Here is a 16,650-nt window from a genome sequence, read left to right on the forward strand (position 1 = left end):
ATACACCTCCCTGCCTTTTTAAGAGTGAGCAGCTGCACTCACCTTTGATAAATCAAACGCATCATGCAGCGCTTCAACTGCTTTGACCATATCATCTCGGCCAACCACTGTTGAGACTTTGATTTCAGACGTACTGACCATTTTCACTTGTATGTCTTTTTCCGCTAACACAGCGAACATTTCAGCGGCTACGCCTGGATTTGAGACCATACCAGATCCAACGATAGATACTTTGGCTAATTTACTTTCTGTCTCGATCTGTTCGTAACCAAGCGCTCCTTTATACTCTTCTAATACTTCAACTGTTTTGGACAAATCATCCGTTTTCACAGAGAAAGAGATGGACGTCTGATTGGTGCTTGTGACGGACTGAATGATGATATCGACATTGATATTTTGCTTCGCAAGCGTCGTAAAGATGGTCGACAATGTGGTGAGACCGCTTGAAAGACCGCACACCGTCACGCGTGTAATCTGATCCTCAAATGCAATGCCTCTGACGACTAAATTTTGTTCCATGGATGATTCCTCCTCAATTAACGTACCCGATTCATTTTCAATACTAGAACGGACTTCTAGTGAGACTTGATAATTTTTTGCAAATTCAACAGCTCTCGGATGCAAGACGCCAGCTCCTAAATTAGCCAGTTCGAGCATCTCATCGTATGAAATACCTGCAAGTTTCCGCGCGGATGGTACATAACGCGGATCTGTCGTAAACACTCCTGGTACATCTGTGTAAATATCACATTTATCAGCCTTTAATGCGGCAGCAAGTGCCACAGCCGTCGTATCTGATCCACCGCGTCCAAGTGTTGTGATATGTAAGTCATCTGCAATTCCTTGGAAGCCAGCTACAACAACGACTTTCCCTGCACTTAATTCCTCTTTTATTCTTGATTCATCAATATCCACGATTCTTGCGTTACCATGTACTTGCTCTGTTTTCATACCAGCCTGCCAGCCTGTAAAGGAAATGGCATCATAGCCTTTTGCTTGCAGCGCCATCGTTAATAAGGAAATGGTCACTTGCTCTCCAGTTGCGAGCAGCATATCCATTTCTCTTTTGCTTGGATGATCTGTGAGTTCTTTCGCTAGGTCTACTAGAACATCCGTAGATTTGCCCATTGCCGACACAACCACAACCACATCATGTCCGGCCTCGCGTTCAGCGATGACTCTCTCTGCGGCATTGCGAATTTTTTCTGTTGATCCAACGGACGTTCCGCCAAATTTTTGTACAATTAGTCCCATGTCTACCACCCTTTTTCAAAAGATCACGTGTGAGAGAAGAGGCAAGAAGCGGCTTTGGAGACTGCCTGCTCACTGCAAATAAAAAAGCAATGAGAGAACAGATCTCCCATTGCTTTAAAATCATCATTAAACGATGCAAACAATGAGATAGCCCTCCAAGAAATATATTCTTGACAGCCCTACATTTCTTCAATGTACAGCCAGCGAATAAAATGAGTGGATTTTATTCACTTCGGCGACGCTCCCCTTTCAGCCCTCTTCCTAGATCCCATCGATCTCTGAAGCTTACTCTTGAAGTTCGCACCTCTATCTTCAACAAACAACACGTTCATTTATTAAATTTAGTCACAATCTTAACAGACTTTTGGAAAAAGTACAATCTATTTTTTTAATGCTTCCATTAAAAGTTCGGCCGTCTGTTTCGGGATGCCAGCCTCCTGAAAGTCTTGGATAGAGGCTTCTTTCATCTTTTTCACAGAGCCAAAATGTTTAAGAAGCTGTTTTTTACGCTTTTCTCCGATACCTGGTACATCGTCTAAAATAGATTGAAATGCATTTTTTCCGCGCAGCTGCCGGTGAAAGCTAATAGCGAACCGGTGCACTTCATCTTGAATGCGCTGCAATAAATAGAAGGCCTGGCTATTCCGCTCCAGCGCAACAATTTCAAGTGTATCTCCCATCATGAGATTCGAAGTTCTGTGTTTTTCATCTTTCACAAGACCTGCCACTGGGACAGACAGATTCAATTCATTTTCAAGCACATCTATCGCTGCATTGATCTGTCCCTTTCCTCCGTCAATTAAAATTAAATCTGGCAGCGGCAGCTCATCCTTTAACACGCGAGTATATCGCCTTCTAATGACTTCACGCATAGATGCATAATCATCTGGCCCTGTGACGGTTTTAATTTTGTATTTTCGGTATTCCTTTTTATACGGCTTCCCGTCCTGAAAGACGACCATGGCAGAAACCGGGTCTGCACCTTGAATATTCGAGTTATCAAATGCTTCAATCCGGTACGGCATATAAATATTTAGTGCATCCCCAAGCTGCTTCACCGCACCAATGGACCGCTCTTCATCACGCTCAATGAGTGAAAATTTTTCTTTTAAGGCGATTTTGGCATTTTGATGGGCAAGTAAAAGCAAATCCTTTTTCTTTCCTTTTTTCGGCTGATGAACGTTCGTCTCGAGCAATTGTTCAATCATCTCTTGATCTACGCTGTCTGGCACCAAAATTTCCTTCGGCAGAAAGTGATTGTTCTTTGCATAAAATTGCCCCATAAACGTGAGGAACTCTTCCTCAGGGTCTTGATACATAGGAAATAGGCTGACATCGCGTTCAATCAATTTCCCCTGCCTGATGAAGAAAACCTGGACACACATCCAGCCCTTGTCATAGGCATATGCAAAGACATCTCGATCTGATAAATCGCTCATCGTCATTTTCTGCTTTTCCATCGTTGAGTCGATGTAAGCGATTTGGTCTCTCAGTTCTTTTGCCCGTTCAAACTCTAATTGTTCGGCGGCTTCCTGCATCTTTTCGTTTAGTTCTTTTTTGATTTGCTGATGCCCTCCGTTTAGAAACCTTGTGATTTCGTCCACGAGCTGCTTATTCGTTTCTTCAGAAATGTCATACACACACGGCGCGAGACATTGTCCAAGATGATAATATAGACAGACGCGATCAGGAAGGGTTGCACATTTTCTCAGTGGATATAAACGGTCGAGCAGCTTCTTCGTTTCTCTGGCTGCTTGTACGTTCGGGTATGGTCCGAAATATTTCCCTTTGTCCTTTTTCACATTGCGGGTGACGATCAGCTTAGGATGCCGTTCATTCGTAATTTTAATAAAAGGATACGTTTTGTCATCCTTAAGCATGACGTTGTATTTTGGGTCGTATTTTTTGATTAAGTTCAGCTCTAAAATGAGTGCCTCGATATTAGAAGAGGTGACAATGTATTCAAAGTCCTCAATTTCACTGACAAGCCGCTGCGTTTTGGCGTCATGAGATCCCGTGAAATAAGAGCGCACTCTATTTTTTAAGACCTTTGCCTTTCCCACATAAATGACTGTATTTTGTCGATCTTTCATTAAGTAGCAGCCTGGTTGATCTGGCAAGACCGATAGCTTTTCTTTGATCAGTTTGTTCATATTTTCATCCGTCCTTGTTTTCCTCTTTCACTCCTTCTAGTGTATCACGAACATTTGTTTTATACCATGTTGAAAGAAAAGCGGCTCTCGTCTTTACGAGAACCGCTTCATTGAGTATGCCGCTCGGGCATAGACAGGTTTATAGATGTTTGTTGACAAGTTCAGCAAGTGCTTCTTTTGGTTTGAAACCAACAGATGTTTCTACCACTTCACCGTCTTTTAAAACAAGAAGTGTTGGGATACTCATCACGCCGTATTTACCAGCAGTTTCTTGGTTATCGTCTACATCAATTTTTACAATTTTCATTTTGTCGCCCATTTCTTGATCAAGTTCTTCAAGAACTGGAGCAATCATTTTACATGGTCCGCACCATGGTGCCCAAAAGTCCGCAAGAACAACACCTTCTGCAGTTTCTTGTGAAAATGTTGCGTCAGTCGCTTTTACGATTGCCATTATTCATTCCTCCAATGTAAATTATGCTTTTTAGTATAGCATCTACCAATGTGACTTGCGAATGAAATGCTTACGAATCATTTTTTATGAAATGAATTAAAAAACAAACCGTACAATCGCACCAATGACAACAATTGCACCGATAATCATGAGAATCGTTCTAAGCATATAAATAACTCCCTTTCCGCTTCATTTACAATGTATGATGCCCCAACATCCTTCTCATCAAACATCTAAATATGCGATCAAGCCAGTTCGACCGTGATCATCACCACCGACATTGGCGGCAGATCTATGGTCAATTCACCGGGTTTTACAGCAAATTGCTGAAACTCTGCTGGCTGGACAGCATGAGGATCGTCAAATGTGTTGTGCGCATTCATGCGGTCCGCTGTCAGCACGCGGCCCGTGACTTTCGTTTGAGCATCCAAACCTTCAATGGCAAGGGATACTTCGTTTTGTTCATGCGGATTCAGGTGACAGAAGCTAATATGCATCTTATCTGACGAACGCGAAGCTGACACACTAACCTGAGGTATTTTTTCTCCTCTGCGTTCATAAGGCGTTGACACGAACTCCACTTCAAGTGCTTCTTCCTCTTGATGCACTTGAAACATGTGAAACACATGATACGTAGGCGTCAGGAGCATCTTTTCGTCTTCCGTTAACACCATTGCTTGCAGAACATTGACCGTCTGGGCAATATTCGCCATATGAATCCTCTGGCAATGACGATGAAATATATGAAAATGCAGAGCACAAACAAGGGCGTCTCTTAGTGTGTTTTGCTGATACAAAAACCCAGGATTTGTCCCTGGCTCTGGATCATACCATGTTCCCCATTCATCAATAATCATCCCGATTCGCTTGTCTGGGTCATAACGATCCATGATCTCTCCATGATCCACGACAAGCCGTTCCATCTCATAGGCTTTTTTCAACGTGATAAACCATTCATCCTCATCAAATTCAGTCGCTGACCCTTTTTTCTCCCACGTACCAGGTACAGTGTAGTAATGCAAACTGAGTCCATCCATCCAAGGTGCGGCCCGCTCCATTAATACTTTTGTCCAATTCACGTCATTTGAATTTGCGCCGCACGCGATTTTGTATATCGTCTGACCCGCAAACTCTCTCACATACGTTTGATAACGTTTATATAAATCTGCATAGTATTCAGGCGTCATATTCCCGCCGCAGCCCCAGCTTTCATTGCCTACACCAACATAGGTCAGCTTCCAAGGTTCTTGTTTTCCATTTTGAATACGCCAATCAGACATAGGTGTTCCCTTTGGAAATGTAATATACTCGACCCATTCTGCTAATTCTTGAACAGACCCGCTTCCCACATTCCCGCAAATATAAGGCTCACATTCAAGCAGCTCACACAGCTTCATAAATTCATGCGTACCAAATGCATTGGATTCAACCGTGCCGCCCCAATGAGTGTTCACCATCGGCTTTCGTTCACTGAGATCACCTACACCATTTGCCCAATGATACTCGTCTGCGAAGCAGCCGCCTGGCCACCTAAGCACCGGAATATGTAATGCTTGAAGGGCCTTTAGCACATCCGTACGAATCCCCTCAACATGATCAATCGCTGAATCTTTTCCTACCCAAATCCCGTCATAAATCCCTCTTCCTAAATGCTCTTGAAAGTGTCCATAGATGTGTTTAGAAATACGTCCGATCACGTCATTGACTTTTACTGTCCCCTTCACTTGTCAACCGCTCCTTTGTTTATTGATTACATACAAAAAAACCCAGAATACCTAGGCATTCTGAGTGTATGAGCGTTACGAGTGGATATTCATCTTTTTTAACTCTTCATTCAAAAGCGGTACCACTTCAAACAAATCACCGACGATTCCATAATCGGCAATTTTGAAGATCTCGGCTTCTGGGTCTTTGTTAATCGCAACAATGACTTTACTGTTAGACATTCCGGCTAAATGCTGAATCGCCCCTGATATCCCGCACGCAATATAGAGATCAGGTGTGACGACCTTGCCTGTTTGCCCAATTTGCAGGGCATAATCACAGTAGTCTGCATCACAGGCGCCACGCGAGGCACCGACTGCTGCGCCCAGCGTTTCGGCGAGTTCATTCAGTGGTTCAAACCCTTCCTTGCTCTTGACCCCGCGTCCCCCGGCGACGATGACCTTTGCTTCAGATAAATCTACACCTTCTGACGTTTTTTTAATGACTTCCTTCACAATCGTTCGCAGGTTCTGAATATCGACAGAAACCGGTGTAATTTCTCCGCTTCGTGAGGCATCCCGCTCAAGAGGTGCCACGTTGTTTGGCCGTATGGTCGCCAAAAGCAGACGATCTGTTGAAATCACTTTTTCGAAGGCTTTACCAGAGTAAATCGGTCTAGTGAAAACGAGGTGTTCTCCGGTAACGCTTACATCAATCGCATCTGAAATTAGGCCAGTCTGCAAGCGTGCAGCTATTTTCGGCGACAAGTCTTTTCCGATAGACGTATGGCCAAAGAGTACGGCATCTGGGTCAATCTGATCTAATATCGCTTGAAGCGCCTGCGCAAAACCATCTGACGTATAGTATGAAAGGTGCGGATGCTCCACAATCATGACATGATCCGCTCCATAGTAAAGCAGTTCATCCGCTTGGTCTTTGACGTCATCCCCTATTAACACGCCAATGACCTCACCGCCATCTGCCACTTGATGAGCGGCAGCAATGGCTTCAAATGTCACATTTCTTAATTTACCGTCACGACTTTCTCCAAGTACAACAACTTTTTTACTCATCTTTCAAGTTCCCCCTTGTTCTCGTGATATCGTAAAGTAGATAGTTAGATGACCTTTGCTTCGTTTCTTAGTAGATCTGTCAGTTCTTTGACTTGATCCTGAAGCTCACCGCTGAGCACCTTGCCACCCTCTTTTTTCTCCGGTAAGAAACGTTCAATTGTTTTGATTTTATATGGCACATCGTCTTCACTCAGATCTAAATCATCCAGTTCCAATTCTTCTAAAGGCTTTTTCTTTGCCTTCATAATGCCTGGTAATGATGGATAGCGAGGCTCATTGAGACCTTGCTGGGCAGTGACGACAAGCGGGAGCTCGGCAGAAATCACTTCCACATCACCTTCTGCATCTCGTTCAATCGAAGCAGAGCCGCCGTCAATTTGAATACTTGTAATCGTTGTGACATATGAAAAACCAAGTAATTCAGCAAGACGCGGGGCAACCTGTCCAGAGCCCCCGTCAATTGCCACATTCCCTGCTAAGATTAAGGAAGCCTCTTTGTCTTTTAAATAGTGGTAAAGAATCGTAGAAGCTGAATATTGATCCCACTCTTCTAAGTCGTCTTCCACATTTAATAAAACGGCTTGATCGCAGCCCATAGCGAGCGCTGTTCTCAGCTGCTTCTCCGCGTCCTCACTGCCAACTGTCACAACGGTCACTTCTCCCCCGTGCTCGTCACGAAGCTGGATGGCTTCTTCTATGGCGTACTCGTCATAAGGATTAATAATGAACTCTGCTCCATCTTCTTGAATTGCACCAGACTGAATGGAAATCTTCTCTTCCGTGTCAAACGTACGCTTCATCAAAACAAATATATTCATCCATTTCTCCCCCTTGTGTCGTTCTAATCCCTTATTCCCCTTTAAAGTTCGGTTTGCGCTTTTCGATAAAGGCTTGGATACCTTCTTTGGCGTCATTCGATTGGAAAATTTCACCGAACTTTTTGGCTTCCAGCTTCATTCCGCCATCATATGAATACAATTTTGTTGCGTTCAATAAATCCAGCACATACTCGAGTGATTTTGGGCTTTTCGCTGCAAATTTTGCCGCAAGTGTTTTGGCTTCTTCAAGCGCCTCTTCCTCTGTTTCTGCCAGCTTTGAAACAAGTCCGCAAGCGAATGCTTCTTCACCTGTAATCGGTTCAGCTGTACCCATCATTTCCAGAGCTTTAGCCGAACCAACATAGCGCGGCAGGCGCTGCGTGCCGCCGAATCCTGGAATGATGCCGAGGTTTAGTTCCGGCAGTCCAAGCTTCGCATCTTTTGTTGCGATTCGGATATCACAAGACATTGCAAGCTCAAGGCCCCCGCCTAATGCAGCTCCGTGAATCGAGGCAATGACTGGTTTTGGACATTGCTCAATCCGTTCAAAGACCTGCTGCCCTCTGTCTGCAAGGCTTGAATAGTCAGACTCTTCCTGTAACGTCGTAAATTCCTTAATATCAGCACCTGCTGAGAAAAATCTTCCTTCCCCGTGGATCACAATGGCTCTTACTTCTTCATTCTGTTCGAGCTGATCAAACATGTCATTAAGCTCGGTGAGAAGCTGAGAAGATAAGGCGTTTGCTGGTGGATGCTGAATCGTGATGAGCGCTGTTTGCCTTTCATGATGTAAGCTAAGTATCTTTTCCATGTCAATCATCCTTTTTCACATTGTCTTTAAGATTGATGAATTCCGTTTAAGAGTAGATCACGTACGTTTTCTGCGAGTGCAGGAAGATCATACTTTTGATCATTCATGACCCATGTTGTCGCGGTTTCATCAATCGTCCCAAATACCATTTGTCTCGCTAAGCGGACATCTAGATTTTGTCTGAATTCTCCTGTTTTCTTTCCTTCTGCTAAAATCGACTCGAGCATATTTAAATACCCTTTCAGCACCTCATTGATTTTTTGCCGCAGCTCAAGGTTTGACTGCCTAAGTTCAAGCTGTGTCACAAGAGCCAAATGATGATTTTGCGCAAGCATACGAAAATGCTCCTCAATCAGCAGTAGAAGCTTTTCTTTGGCAGACGGTTTCTTTTGAATATCTGTTTCCATCCGTTCGATGAATTGTCCCATTTTTTCTTTGAATAATGAGATTAAAATATCCTCTTTATTTTTGAAATAAAGATAAATGGTTCCGTCTGCTACCCCTGCTTGTTTCGCAATCTTTGAAACTTGTGATTGATGATAGCCATTCTCTGCAATCACCACAACTGCTGCATCAATAATTTGCATGTACTTCGGTCTTTTCTGCTTCAATGTGCTTCGTCCCTTTCTAAATTGAATGAGCATTCATTCATAACTTTATGTTAAAAAGAAACGGGTGATTTGTCAAGTCATCTTCTTCTTTTTTTCCACCTTTAGCATACCAGAGCAGACGGTCATCATTCAAATCATCCGGCCGATGGACCGGATGATGCAGACCGTTATGTCTTAGATTGATCGGCAGGCGTTTCAGATGAAGAAGCGTGCTTTCTTTTTTCTTCTTCAATTAATACTCTGCGCAAAATCTTCCCGACGGCTGTTTTAGGCAGTGATTCTTTAAATTCATACACGCGCGGTACTTTAAATGAGGCAATTCTCGTCCTGACAAAGCGATCAAGTTCATCCTCTGTTAAGTAGGCACCCTTTTTCGGCACAACAAATGCTTTCACTGTTTCTCCTCTGTACGGATCTGGAATACCTGCGACGACGACTTCTTGTACAAGCTCATGCTCATAAAGGGCTTCTTCGACCTCTCTTGGGTAAATATTATATCCGCTCGCAATGATGACATCTTTTTTCCGGTCGACGATATAGAAAAAACCGTCCTCATCCATATACCCAATATCTCCGGTGAAAAACCAGCCATCTCGTAATACAGCCGCTGTCTCGTCTGGCTGATTCCAGTATCCCTTCATGATCTGCGGCCCTTTGACGATGATTTCTCCATGCTCATATGGTTCTTTGAGGCCTCCAGTTTCCTCGCAATAAATACCGGCATCTGTATTAGGCCACGGACATCCAATGCTGCCTGTTTTGTTCGCTCCCCATAAAAAGTTAGCATGAGTAACAGGTGAGGTTTCTGAAAGACCATACCCTTCCACTAAGCGTCCTCCTGTTAATTTTTCAAAGCTTTGTTTGACTTCTACAGGAAGTGCCGCTGAGCCGCTTAGACATGCAGTGATGGACAACAGGTCATACTTTTCAATGTTCGGATGATGCAGCAAGGCGATATACATTGTTGGTGCGCCTGGAAATAGCGTCGGTTTCTGTTTTTCAATCGTTTTGAGGGTATCTGCGACATCAAAGCGTGGAAGAAGAATCAATTGATGCCCTTCTTTGACAGCAAGGTTTAAGACGGTCGTCATTCCGTATACATGAAAAAACGGAATGATGCCAAGGATGCGTTCTTTCCCCCTGGTCGTTTTGTACATCCAGGAAGCGCACATTTCAGTATTCGCTAAAATATTTTCATGTGTGAGCATGACCCCTTTTGGTAAACCGGTCGTTCCGCCTGTATATTGCAAAACAGCGACATCCTCTTTCGGCTCAAAGGCAAGTGCGGGAATTTGCTGTTCACCTGCCGATTCTTTCGTGATCTGCGAGAAGTGATGAATGGTGTCATTTTTCTCCACTTGGATGACCATTTTATTTTTTCTTCTTTGCACAATAGGAAACAGTATGTTTTTCGGGAATGGTAAATAATCTTGTAGTTTGGTAATGATTAAGTGTTCCACACTTGTCAGCGCTTTCATTTTATAAGCCTTTGGATACAACAGATCTAGCGTGATCAGCACTTTGGCGCCGCTGTCCTCCATTTGATATTCCAGTTCTTTCTCCGTATAAAGCGGGTTTGTTTGAACAACGATGCCGCCTGCTATTAAAACAGCATAATAAGAAATGACCGATTGAGGGCAGTTCGGCAGCATGATCGCTACTCTGTCGCCTTTTTTTACGCCAATTTTCATCAGATGACTGGCTAGTTTCAATACGTCTTTTTGCAGCTGTTCATAGGTGATGTTCTTTCCTAGAAAATGAATGGCTGTATGCTCAGGTGCAGCCTCTGCGGAGCTGAATAAGTAAGATTGTAATGTTTCATTTGGGATGGTGAGTTCGTGGGGAATTTGATTCGGGTAATGCAGAAGCCAACGTTTATCTGACTGCATAAAAACCCTCCTTCCTGAACTTTCGTACTATTTTATTATAGCAAACTTTTCCTTAGGACAGTTTGCTTTTTTCTAATAGAGCTTGGTTCAATTGCACACGTTTACTTTTTCGCCGGTGTTTCTATAGAGGCTCTTTTTCCTTCATGATGCCACTGTTCATATAAACCGCCGATTGCACGAAATGACTCGTTGACTCTTTCCACGATCTGTTGATGGATACTAGGGTCATTCGGTAAATGCGTCTGGATGTTGTCGACTTGATGCTTCCTCATCATGTCAATGTAAACCGTGAGAAAAATGATGTCTTCTAAAATCCAGTAAATGACTTCATCCGCCACTTTTGTTCTTTTATGCAGCATTTTCATCCCTCGTTCATATTGAATGAGGATATAACCACTTGAATCGATCTGAATATAGGGACTCAAATCATCAAAAAATCCTGACGTTTGAAATGGACGTGCAATATACGGTTCATATATGTCTCTTGGAAGGGATGTCATTTGAAGACATGTATCAATACGCTTGATCAGTTCGTCTTTTTGCAGAATGTGCTTCATGTCATTCGCCGCCTTTGATGAGATAAAAGCTGCCAAGGGGTTCCCTGACAGCTTTCTAACGTTGTTTTTTTCATTTCACAGGAACAGATAAACGGCACCAATGACCGCAAAAGTGCAGGCAACTACGATTAATACTTTTGCTAGCTTTTCCATGTCGTCTCCTTAAATGCCGGCTGCTACTACGTAAGACAGCCCAACTGAAATGATGAGTGAAATAAACCCGACCGCTCTATTATCATTTTCAATCTCTTTGTCTACTTTAAATCGCGGTGTTAAAAATTCAAAAATGAAATAGCTGACAAGCAGCATCACAAAGCCGTATACGCCCCATCCAACCATTTGAAGAAGGGAATTGTGCTGAGCGATTGAATGCTGAAACACATTTGCAATCCCAAAGATTTTCCCGCCTGTTGCCATGGCAACAGCTAAGTTCCCCCGCTGGATCTCTTCCCAGTTCTTATAGGAGGTGACGAGTTCAAAAATGGTTAGAAATAAGACGAGACACAGGACGGCCACGCTATAATAGGCGGCAATTTCCACAAGTTCATTTTCCCAAAAGGCTTTCATGCGTTTTCTCCTTTTTACTTTAATTCGACGATGGTGACGCCTGATCCTCCCTCACCTTGTTCGCCAAAACGAGCATTTTTCACACTTCGGTGCTGTTTCAGTAATTCCTGAACCCCTTTTCTGAGGGCGCCAGTTCCTTTTCCGTGAATAATCGACACGCGCGGATAACCAGCTAATACAGCATCATCTAAATATTTTTCGACTCTGCTTAAGGCATTTTCATAACGCTCGCCTCTTAAATCGAGTTCAAGGGAGACATGATAATCTTTCCCTTTTACTGCCGTAATGGCTTTTTCTTGCTTAAATTCAGGTGCTGATTTGATAAATTCCATGTCTTTTTCTTTTACCTTCATTTTCAGAATGCCCATTTGGACACTCCATTCTTTGTCACCTGTTTGTTCAAGCAGCGTTCCTTTTTGCCCGAAGGTGAGCACTTTGACTTCGTCGCCTGACTTCAGCTGTCTTACTGCTTTTTTCGCTGGCTCTGGCTTCTTTTTCCTGTCAAACTCAGGAACAGCTTCTTCAAGACGCTTTCGCGCATCGATAAGTTCATGCTCTTTGAATGAGCGGTGTTCACTTTTTATCGAACGGAGCTCTTGAATGATATCTTCTGCTTCTTTTGATGCTTGTTCAATTTTCTCTTTCGCTTTATGTTCAGCTTCTTCGAGCAGTTTGTCCTTTTGCTCATTCCATTCAAGAATTTGTCTTTGCAATTCTTTATGAAGCTTTTCTGCTTCTTTTCTATAGACTTCTGTCTCATGCAGTTCTTCTTCTGCTTGTTTCTTGCTATCTTCTAATGACGCAATCATTTGGTCTACTTCATTATGCTCTGCATGCATATCTGCTTTTGCCCGGTCTATGAGGTGGTCAGGCAAACCAAGACGTTTGGAAATTTCAAATGCGTTACTTCGTCCAGGCACACCGATGAGCAGGCGGTACGTTGGTGATAAAGTTTCAATGTCAAACTCCACGCTTGCATTCGTGACGCCTTCCCGGTTATACCCATATGCCTTCAGCTCGGGATAATGAGTCGTTGCGATGACGCGTGCATTAGTTTGATGCACTTCATCTAAAATGCTCATCGCAAGTGCCGCACCTTCAGCTGGGTCTGTTCCTGCCCCTAATTCATCAAATAACACGAGTGAGTTAGATGTCAAATGCTTTAAGATATCTACAATATTGACCATATGAGATGAGAACGTACTCAAGCTTTGTTCAATGGACTGTTCGTCTCCAATATCAGCAAAGACTTGGTCGAACACAGCCACTTCAGAGCCTTCTTCAACTGGAATATGGAGGCCCGCCTGTGTCATCAGCGTCAGAAGACCCAGCGTTTTTAAGGTAACTGTCTTCCCCCCTGTATTTGGTCCAGTGATCACGATCGTTGAAAAATCTTTGCCGAGCTCAATATCATTTGCGACAACTTGATCCCGAGGCAATAGAGGATGTCTTGCTCGTTTTAAATAGATCTCTCCTTGATCATTCACAGCAGGCTTTGTGGCTTTTTCTGCCTTTGCATATTTAGCTTTAGCAAAAATAAAATCTAGCGTCTGCAGCTCCTTTACATTGTGAAGCAGTTCCCCAATGTGCTCTGACACGCTCTCTGTCAGCATTTGGAGGATCTTTTCAACCTCTTGCTTCTCTTTTAAACGGGTTTGCTGCAAGGTGTTATTTACATCCACGACCACTTGCGGCTCAATAAAAAGTGTTGCCCCAGATGATGATTGGTCATGAACAATTCCGCCGTAATTCGAGCGGTACTCTTGTTTCACCGGAATAACAAACCGATCATTACGAATGGTGACAATTGTGTCTGACAGCATTTTCGAAGCCGATTGTGAACGAATCATCGATTCTAATTTATCACGAACCTTTGATTCTAGTGAGCGTAATTGAATGCGCAATGAACGAAGTGCAGGGGTTGCATGATCAAGCACTTCTCCATTATCACCAATACAGCTTTCGATTTCTTTTCTGATTTCAGGCAGTAATATCAGCGTCTCAGCATATGTATGAAGGCACGGTATGTCTACTCCATCTTCATACATGGACGTGAGAAAGTGCTTCATATTTTTCACCGCATATAATAGTCCTGCGATTTCCATCAGCTCAGATGGGCTTAATGTACTGCCGATTTCTGCCCGTTTAACTGCGCGTCTAATATCCGTTAACCCGCCAAATGGCGCAGACCCCTTTAAGCGAATCACATCTTGTGCTTCTGCTACCTCTTCCAGCAAATGCTGAATGGTTTCTATATCCGTCAGAGGTGTTAAATCCTGCGCTCTTTCTTTTCCTAATGTGGATGCGGTATAGGACATCACTTTTTCTTTTACTTTATGAAATTCTAATGATGCTAACACTTTTTGTTGCAGCATGGTCCAGCCTCCTAACGACTACCTGTCACGCGTTAAAAACTTTTTGATCTCGTTTAGAGTAAAAGTATTCACGACATTTGCTTTTGGTGTCCAGCCTTTTCTTGCAGCTGTTACACCGACTTCCATATGTTCCAGCATGGCGATGTTGTGCGCATCTGTATTGATCATGATGTTCACACCCGCTTCATTTGCTTTCATTAAATGCTCTGTTTTCAAATCAAGTCTTGACGGATTACTGTTGAGCTCAAGTGCAGTGCCCGTTTTCTTCGCAAGCTCTATGAGCTGATCTATATTTAAGGCATAGCCATCCCGTCTGCCGATCAAACGGCCTGTTGGATGTGCAATTAAATCGACATGCTGATTTCGCAAGGCATTTTCTAGGCGTTCCATAATGACTTCCTCCGGCTGAGAGAAGCTAGAATGAATAGACGCAATGACAAAATCCATGTCTTTTAAAAAGTCATCATCATAATCTAACGATCCATCCGGCAGGATATCCATTTCGACCCCTTTGAAAATGTGAAAATGCTCGAATTCCTGATTAAGCTTGTCAATTTCTTTAGCTTGCAGTCGCAAACGTTCTTTTGTTAAACCGTTGGCTACTTTTAAATATTGCGAGTGGTCTGTAATAGCCATATATTCATAGCCTTTTGCGATACATGCTTCCGCCATTTCACGAATAGAGAATGCTCCGTCACTCCATGTCGAGTGCATATGAAGGTCGCCTTTGATATCTTTCAGTTCTACAAACTGCATACTTTCTTTATACGTATCAATCTCCGCTCCGGTTTCACGAATTTCTGGCGGAATGAGCGGAAGTTGAAAATGCGCATAAAAAGCGCTCTCGTCTTCAAACGTTTTCACTTCTCCAGTTTCAATCGTTTCCACACCATATTCGCTAATGCGCTCTCCGCGTTCCTTCGCAAGCTGACGCATTCGAATATTGTGATCTTTTGAGCCAGTGAAATGGTGCAGCGTAGTCGCGAATTGGTCTGATGTCACAAGCCGGAAGTCCACACTGATCTCAAAATCAAGGGCAAGAATGACAGATACCTTCGTATCACCGCTTGCGATGACATCTTTCACATCATCAAGTGCAACGAGCTGCTCTCTGACTTGCTCAGGATCATCTGTCGCAATGATATAATCTAAATCTTTCACGGTTTCACGTGCACGTCTTAAACTGCCAGCTCTTGAAAAACGGATGATACCTTTCGTCTCTTCAAGCGCATGATCAATCCGCTCTGCCACATCTAATGCAAAGCCAATTGGCAGTCGTTCCGGCTGCTTTCCCGCTTCCTCAAGAGCCGCGAGAATCTTTTCTTCTGTTTTTTTGCCAAAGCCAGCAAGTGCTTGTACCTTTTCCGCTTCGCATGCTTCTCTTAGCGACTGTGCATCGTGGACGCCAAGCTCTTGGTAAAGCTTAGCGATCTTCTTCCCGCCAAGTCCTGGTAATTTTAAGAGCGGGACAAGTCCTTCAGGCACTTCCTTTTTTAATTGTTCCAGTGTTTCTGATTGTCCTTTTTCGATATACTCAGTGATCACAGCAAAGGTTCCTTTACCAATGCCGGGTAATGCTAATAGATCATCTATTTGAGAAAGGCTGCGGTCATCTTGTTCCAGTGCCGCTGCTGCTTTACGAAAGGCAGAAATCTTAAAAGGATTATCTCCTTTCAGCTCCATATATACTGCAATTGTTTCAAGAAGTTTGATAATATCTTTTTTATTCATCTCTCATCCTCCAGCCGCTTTGGCATCTTCCTTTATAAATATACAAACTTTTCCTTCATCCTACAACTTTCTGTCATGGAATGAGAAAAAACTTCTCCAAGAAAGGAGAAGTTTTTAAACTCCATACGTCGTCCATAAGTCTTTGACAAGACTGGACAGATAAGGGGTATTGCCTACGATCACATCTGCTAATATGGATTTGCTCATCATTGTTTGCAGTGCATCGACTGGAAGTAATGCAGCGACAAACAAGAGAATAAACACAAATAGATAGGTTTCAAGAAATCCTAAAACACCGCCAAGCAGTTTGTTGACCTGCTTAATCACAGGTATACTTGCAATGGTTGTGAGCAATCCGCCAATGATGGCGAGCAGGATTTTGGTCAAGATAAACAGAATGATAAACGCAATGGTATTATAATAAGCTGTTTCTAGATTCCCACTAAAGAAAGCGAGCTGCGCTTGACCGCCGCTAAAATTAGGCGCTGGAATCCACGTAAGCTGTGGTGCAAGTGACTGATAAAACATGGAAGCCACTAAGATAGAAACAACAAAGCTGATCAATTTAATCAATTGAAGAATAAACCCACGTTTTAGACCGACAAGCGTTCCCATAAGAAGCAAAAACAAAATGATGATATCGATCACGGTAA

At 43.2% G+C, this 16,650-nt stretch carries 14 protein-coding genes and 1 riboswitch; all 14 genes read right to left on the bottom strand.

All coding sequences use genetic code 11. The annotated features are described in order from the left end of the window. Window positions 1-18 precede the first annotated feature (18 nt). Window positions 19-1,254: an aspartate kinase gene (locus MHH26_RS11410; RefSeq protein ID WP_334750037.1), complete on the bottom strand. Its 1,236-nt coding sequence runs from the start codon at window positions 1,252-1,254 to the stop codon at window positions 19-21. Between the two features lie 140 nt (window positions 1,255-1,394). Further along, window positions 1,395-1,571: riboswitch (Lysine riboswitch) on the bottom strand. A gap of 63 nt (window positions 1,572-1,634) precedes the next feature. Next, a complete protein-coding gene (uvrC, locus tag MHH26_RS11415) occupies window positions 1,635-3,407 on the bottom strand; it encodes an excinuclease ABC subunit UvrC (RefSeq protein ID WP_034661768.1) in 1,773 nt (590 codons plus the stop codon). 139 nt (window positions 3,408-3,546) lie between these two features. Continuing rightward, window positions 3,547-3,861 carry a thioredoxin gene (gene trxA, locus MHH26_RS11420; protein ID WP_007501629.1) on the bottom strand — a complete coding sequence of 105 codons (315 nt, stop codon included), beginning with the start codon at window positions 3,859-3,861 and terminating at the stop codon, window positions 3,547-3,549. A 245-nt stretch (window positions 3,862-4,106) separates the two neighbouring features. After that, entirely contained in the window at window positions 4,107-5,585 is a 1,479-nt protein-coding gene (locus MHH26_RS11425; protein WP_340973500.1) for an alpha-N-arabinofuranosidase, read from the bottom strand. Window positions 5,586-5,660: 75 nt separating this feature from the next. Beyond that, window positions 5,661-6,638, bottom strand: a complete 978-nt coding sequence (locus MHH26_RS11430) for an electron transfer flavoprotein subunit alpha/FixB family protein (RefSeq protein WP_340973502.1) — start codon at window positions 6,636-6,638, stop codon at window positions 5,661-5,663. Between the two features lie 44 nt (window positions 6,639-6,682). After that, the gene (locus tag MHH26_RS11435; RefSeq protein WP_334750048.1) at window positions 6,683-7,456 is read right to left on the bottom strand and encodes an electron transfer flavoprotein subunit beta/FixA family protein; all 774 of its coding nucleotides are present in this window, start codon (window positions 7,454-7,456) and stop codon (window positions 6,683-6,685) included. A gap of 31 nt (window positions 7,457-7,487) precedes the next feature. Next, window positions 7,488-8,267 carry an enoyl-CoA hydratase gene (locus tag MHH26_RS11440; RefSeq protein ID WP_334750050.1) on the bottom strand — a complete coding sequence of 260 codons (780 nt, stop codon included), beginning with the start codon at window positions 8,265-8,267 and terminating at the stop codon, window positions 7,488-7,490. Window positions 8,268-8,293: 26 nt separating this feature from the next. Next, a complete protein-coding gene (locus MHH26_RS11445) occupies window positions 8,294-8,878 on the bottom strand; it encodes a TetR/AcrR family transcriptional regulator (RefSeq protein ID WP_003216590.1) in 585 nt (194 codons plus the stop codon). 167 nt (window positions 8,879-9,045) lie between these two features. Then, on the bottom strand, window positions 9,046-10,767 hold the full coding sequence (locus tag MHH26_RS11450) for an AMP-binding protein (protein ID WP_340973504.1): 1,722 nt from the start codon (window positions 10,765-10,767) through the stop codon (window positions 9,046-9,048). 101 nt (window positions 10,768-10,868) lie between these two features. After that, window positions 10,869-11,324, bottom strand: a complete 456-nt coding sequence (locus MHH26_RS11455; RefSeq protein ID WP_060596964.1) for an immunity 63 family protein — start codon at window positions 11,322-11,324, stop codon at window positions 10,869-10,871. Window positions 11,325-11,486: 162 nt separating this feature from the next. Then, window positions 11,487-11,891, bottom strand: a complete 405-nt coding sequence (locus tag MHH26_RS11460; protein WP_007501637.1) for a DUF350 domain-containing protein — start codon at window positions 11,889-11,891, stop codon at window positions 11,487-11,489. 14 nt (window positions 11,892-11,905) lie between these two features. Further along, on the bottom strand, window positions 11,906-14,263 hold the full coding sequence (locus MHH26_RS11465; protein ID WP_340973820.1) for an endonuclease MutS2: 2,358 nt from the start codon (window positions 14,261-14,263) through the stop codon (window positions 11,906-11,908). Window positions 14,264-14,284: 21 nt separating this feature from the next. Continuing rightward, window positions 14,285-15,997 carry a DNA polymerase/3'-5' exonuclease PolX gene (gene polX, locus MHH26_RS11470; RefSeq protein WP_066030574.1) on the bottom strand — a complete coding sequence of 571 codons (1,713 nt, stop codon included), beginning with the start codon at window positions 15,995-15,997 and terminating at the stop codon, window positions 14,285-14,287. A 114-nt stretch (window positions 15,998-16,111) separates the two neighbouring features. Next, the gene (locus MHH26_RS11475) at window positions 16,112-16,645 is read right to left on the bottom strand and encodes a CvpA family protein (protein WP_034661786.1); all 534 of its coding nucleotides are present in this window, start codon (window positions 16,643-16,645) and stop codon (window positions 16,112-16,114) included. Window positions 16,646-16,650: the final 5 nt, after the last annotated feature.

Origin of the sequence: Bacillus sp. FSL K6-2839 (assembly GCF_038003365.1) — a bacterium.
Classification (GTDB): Bacteria; Bacillota; Bacilli; order Bacillales; family Bacillaceae; genus Bacillus.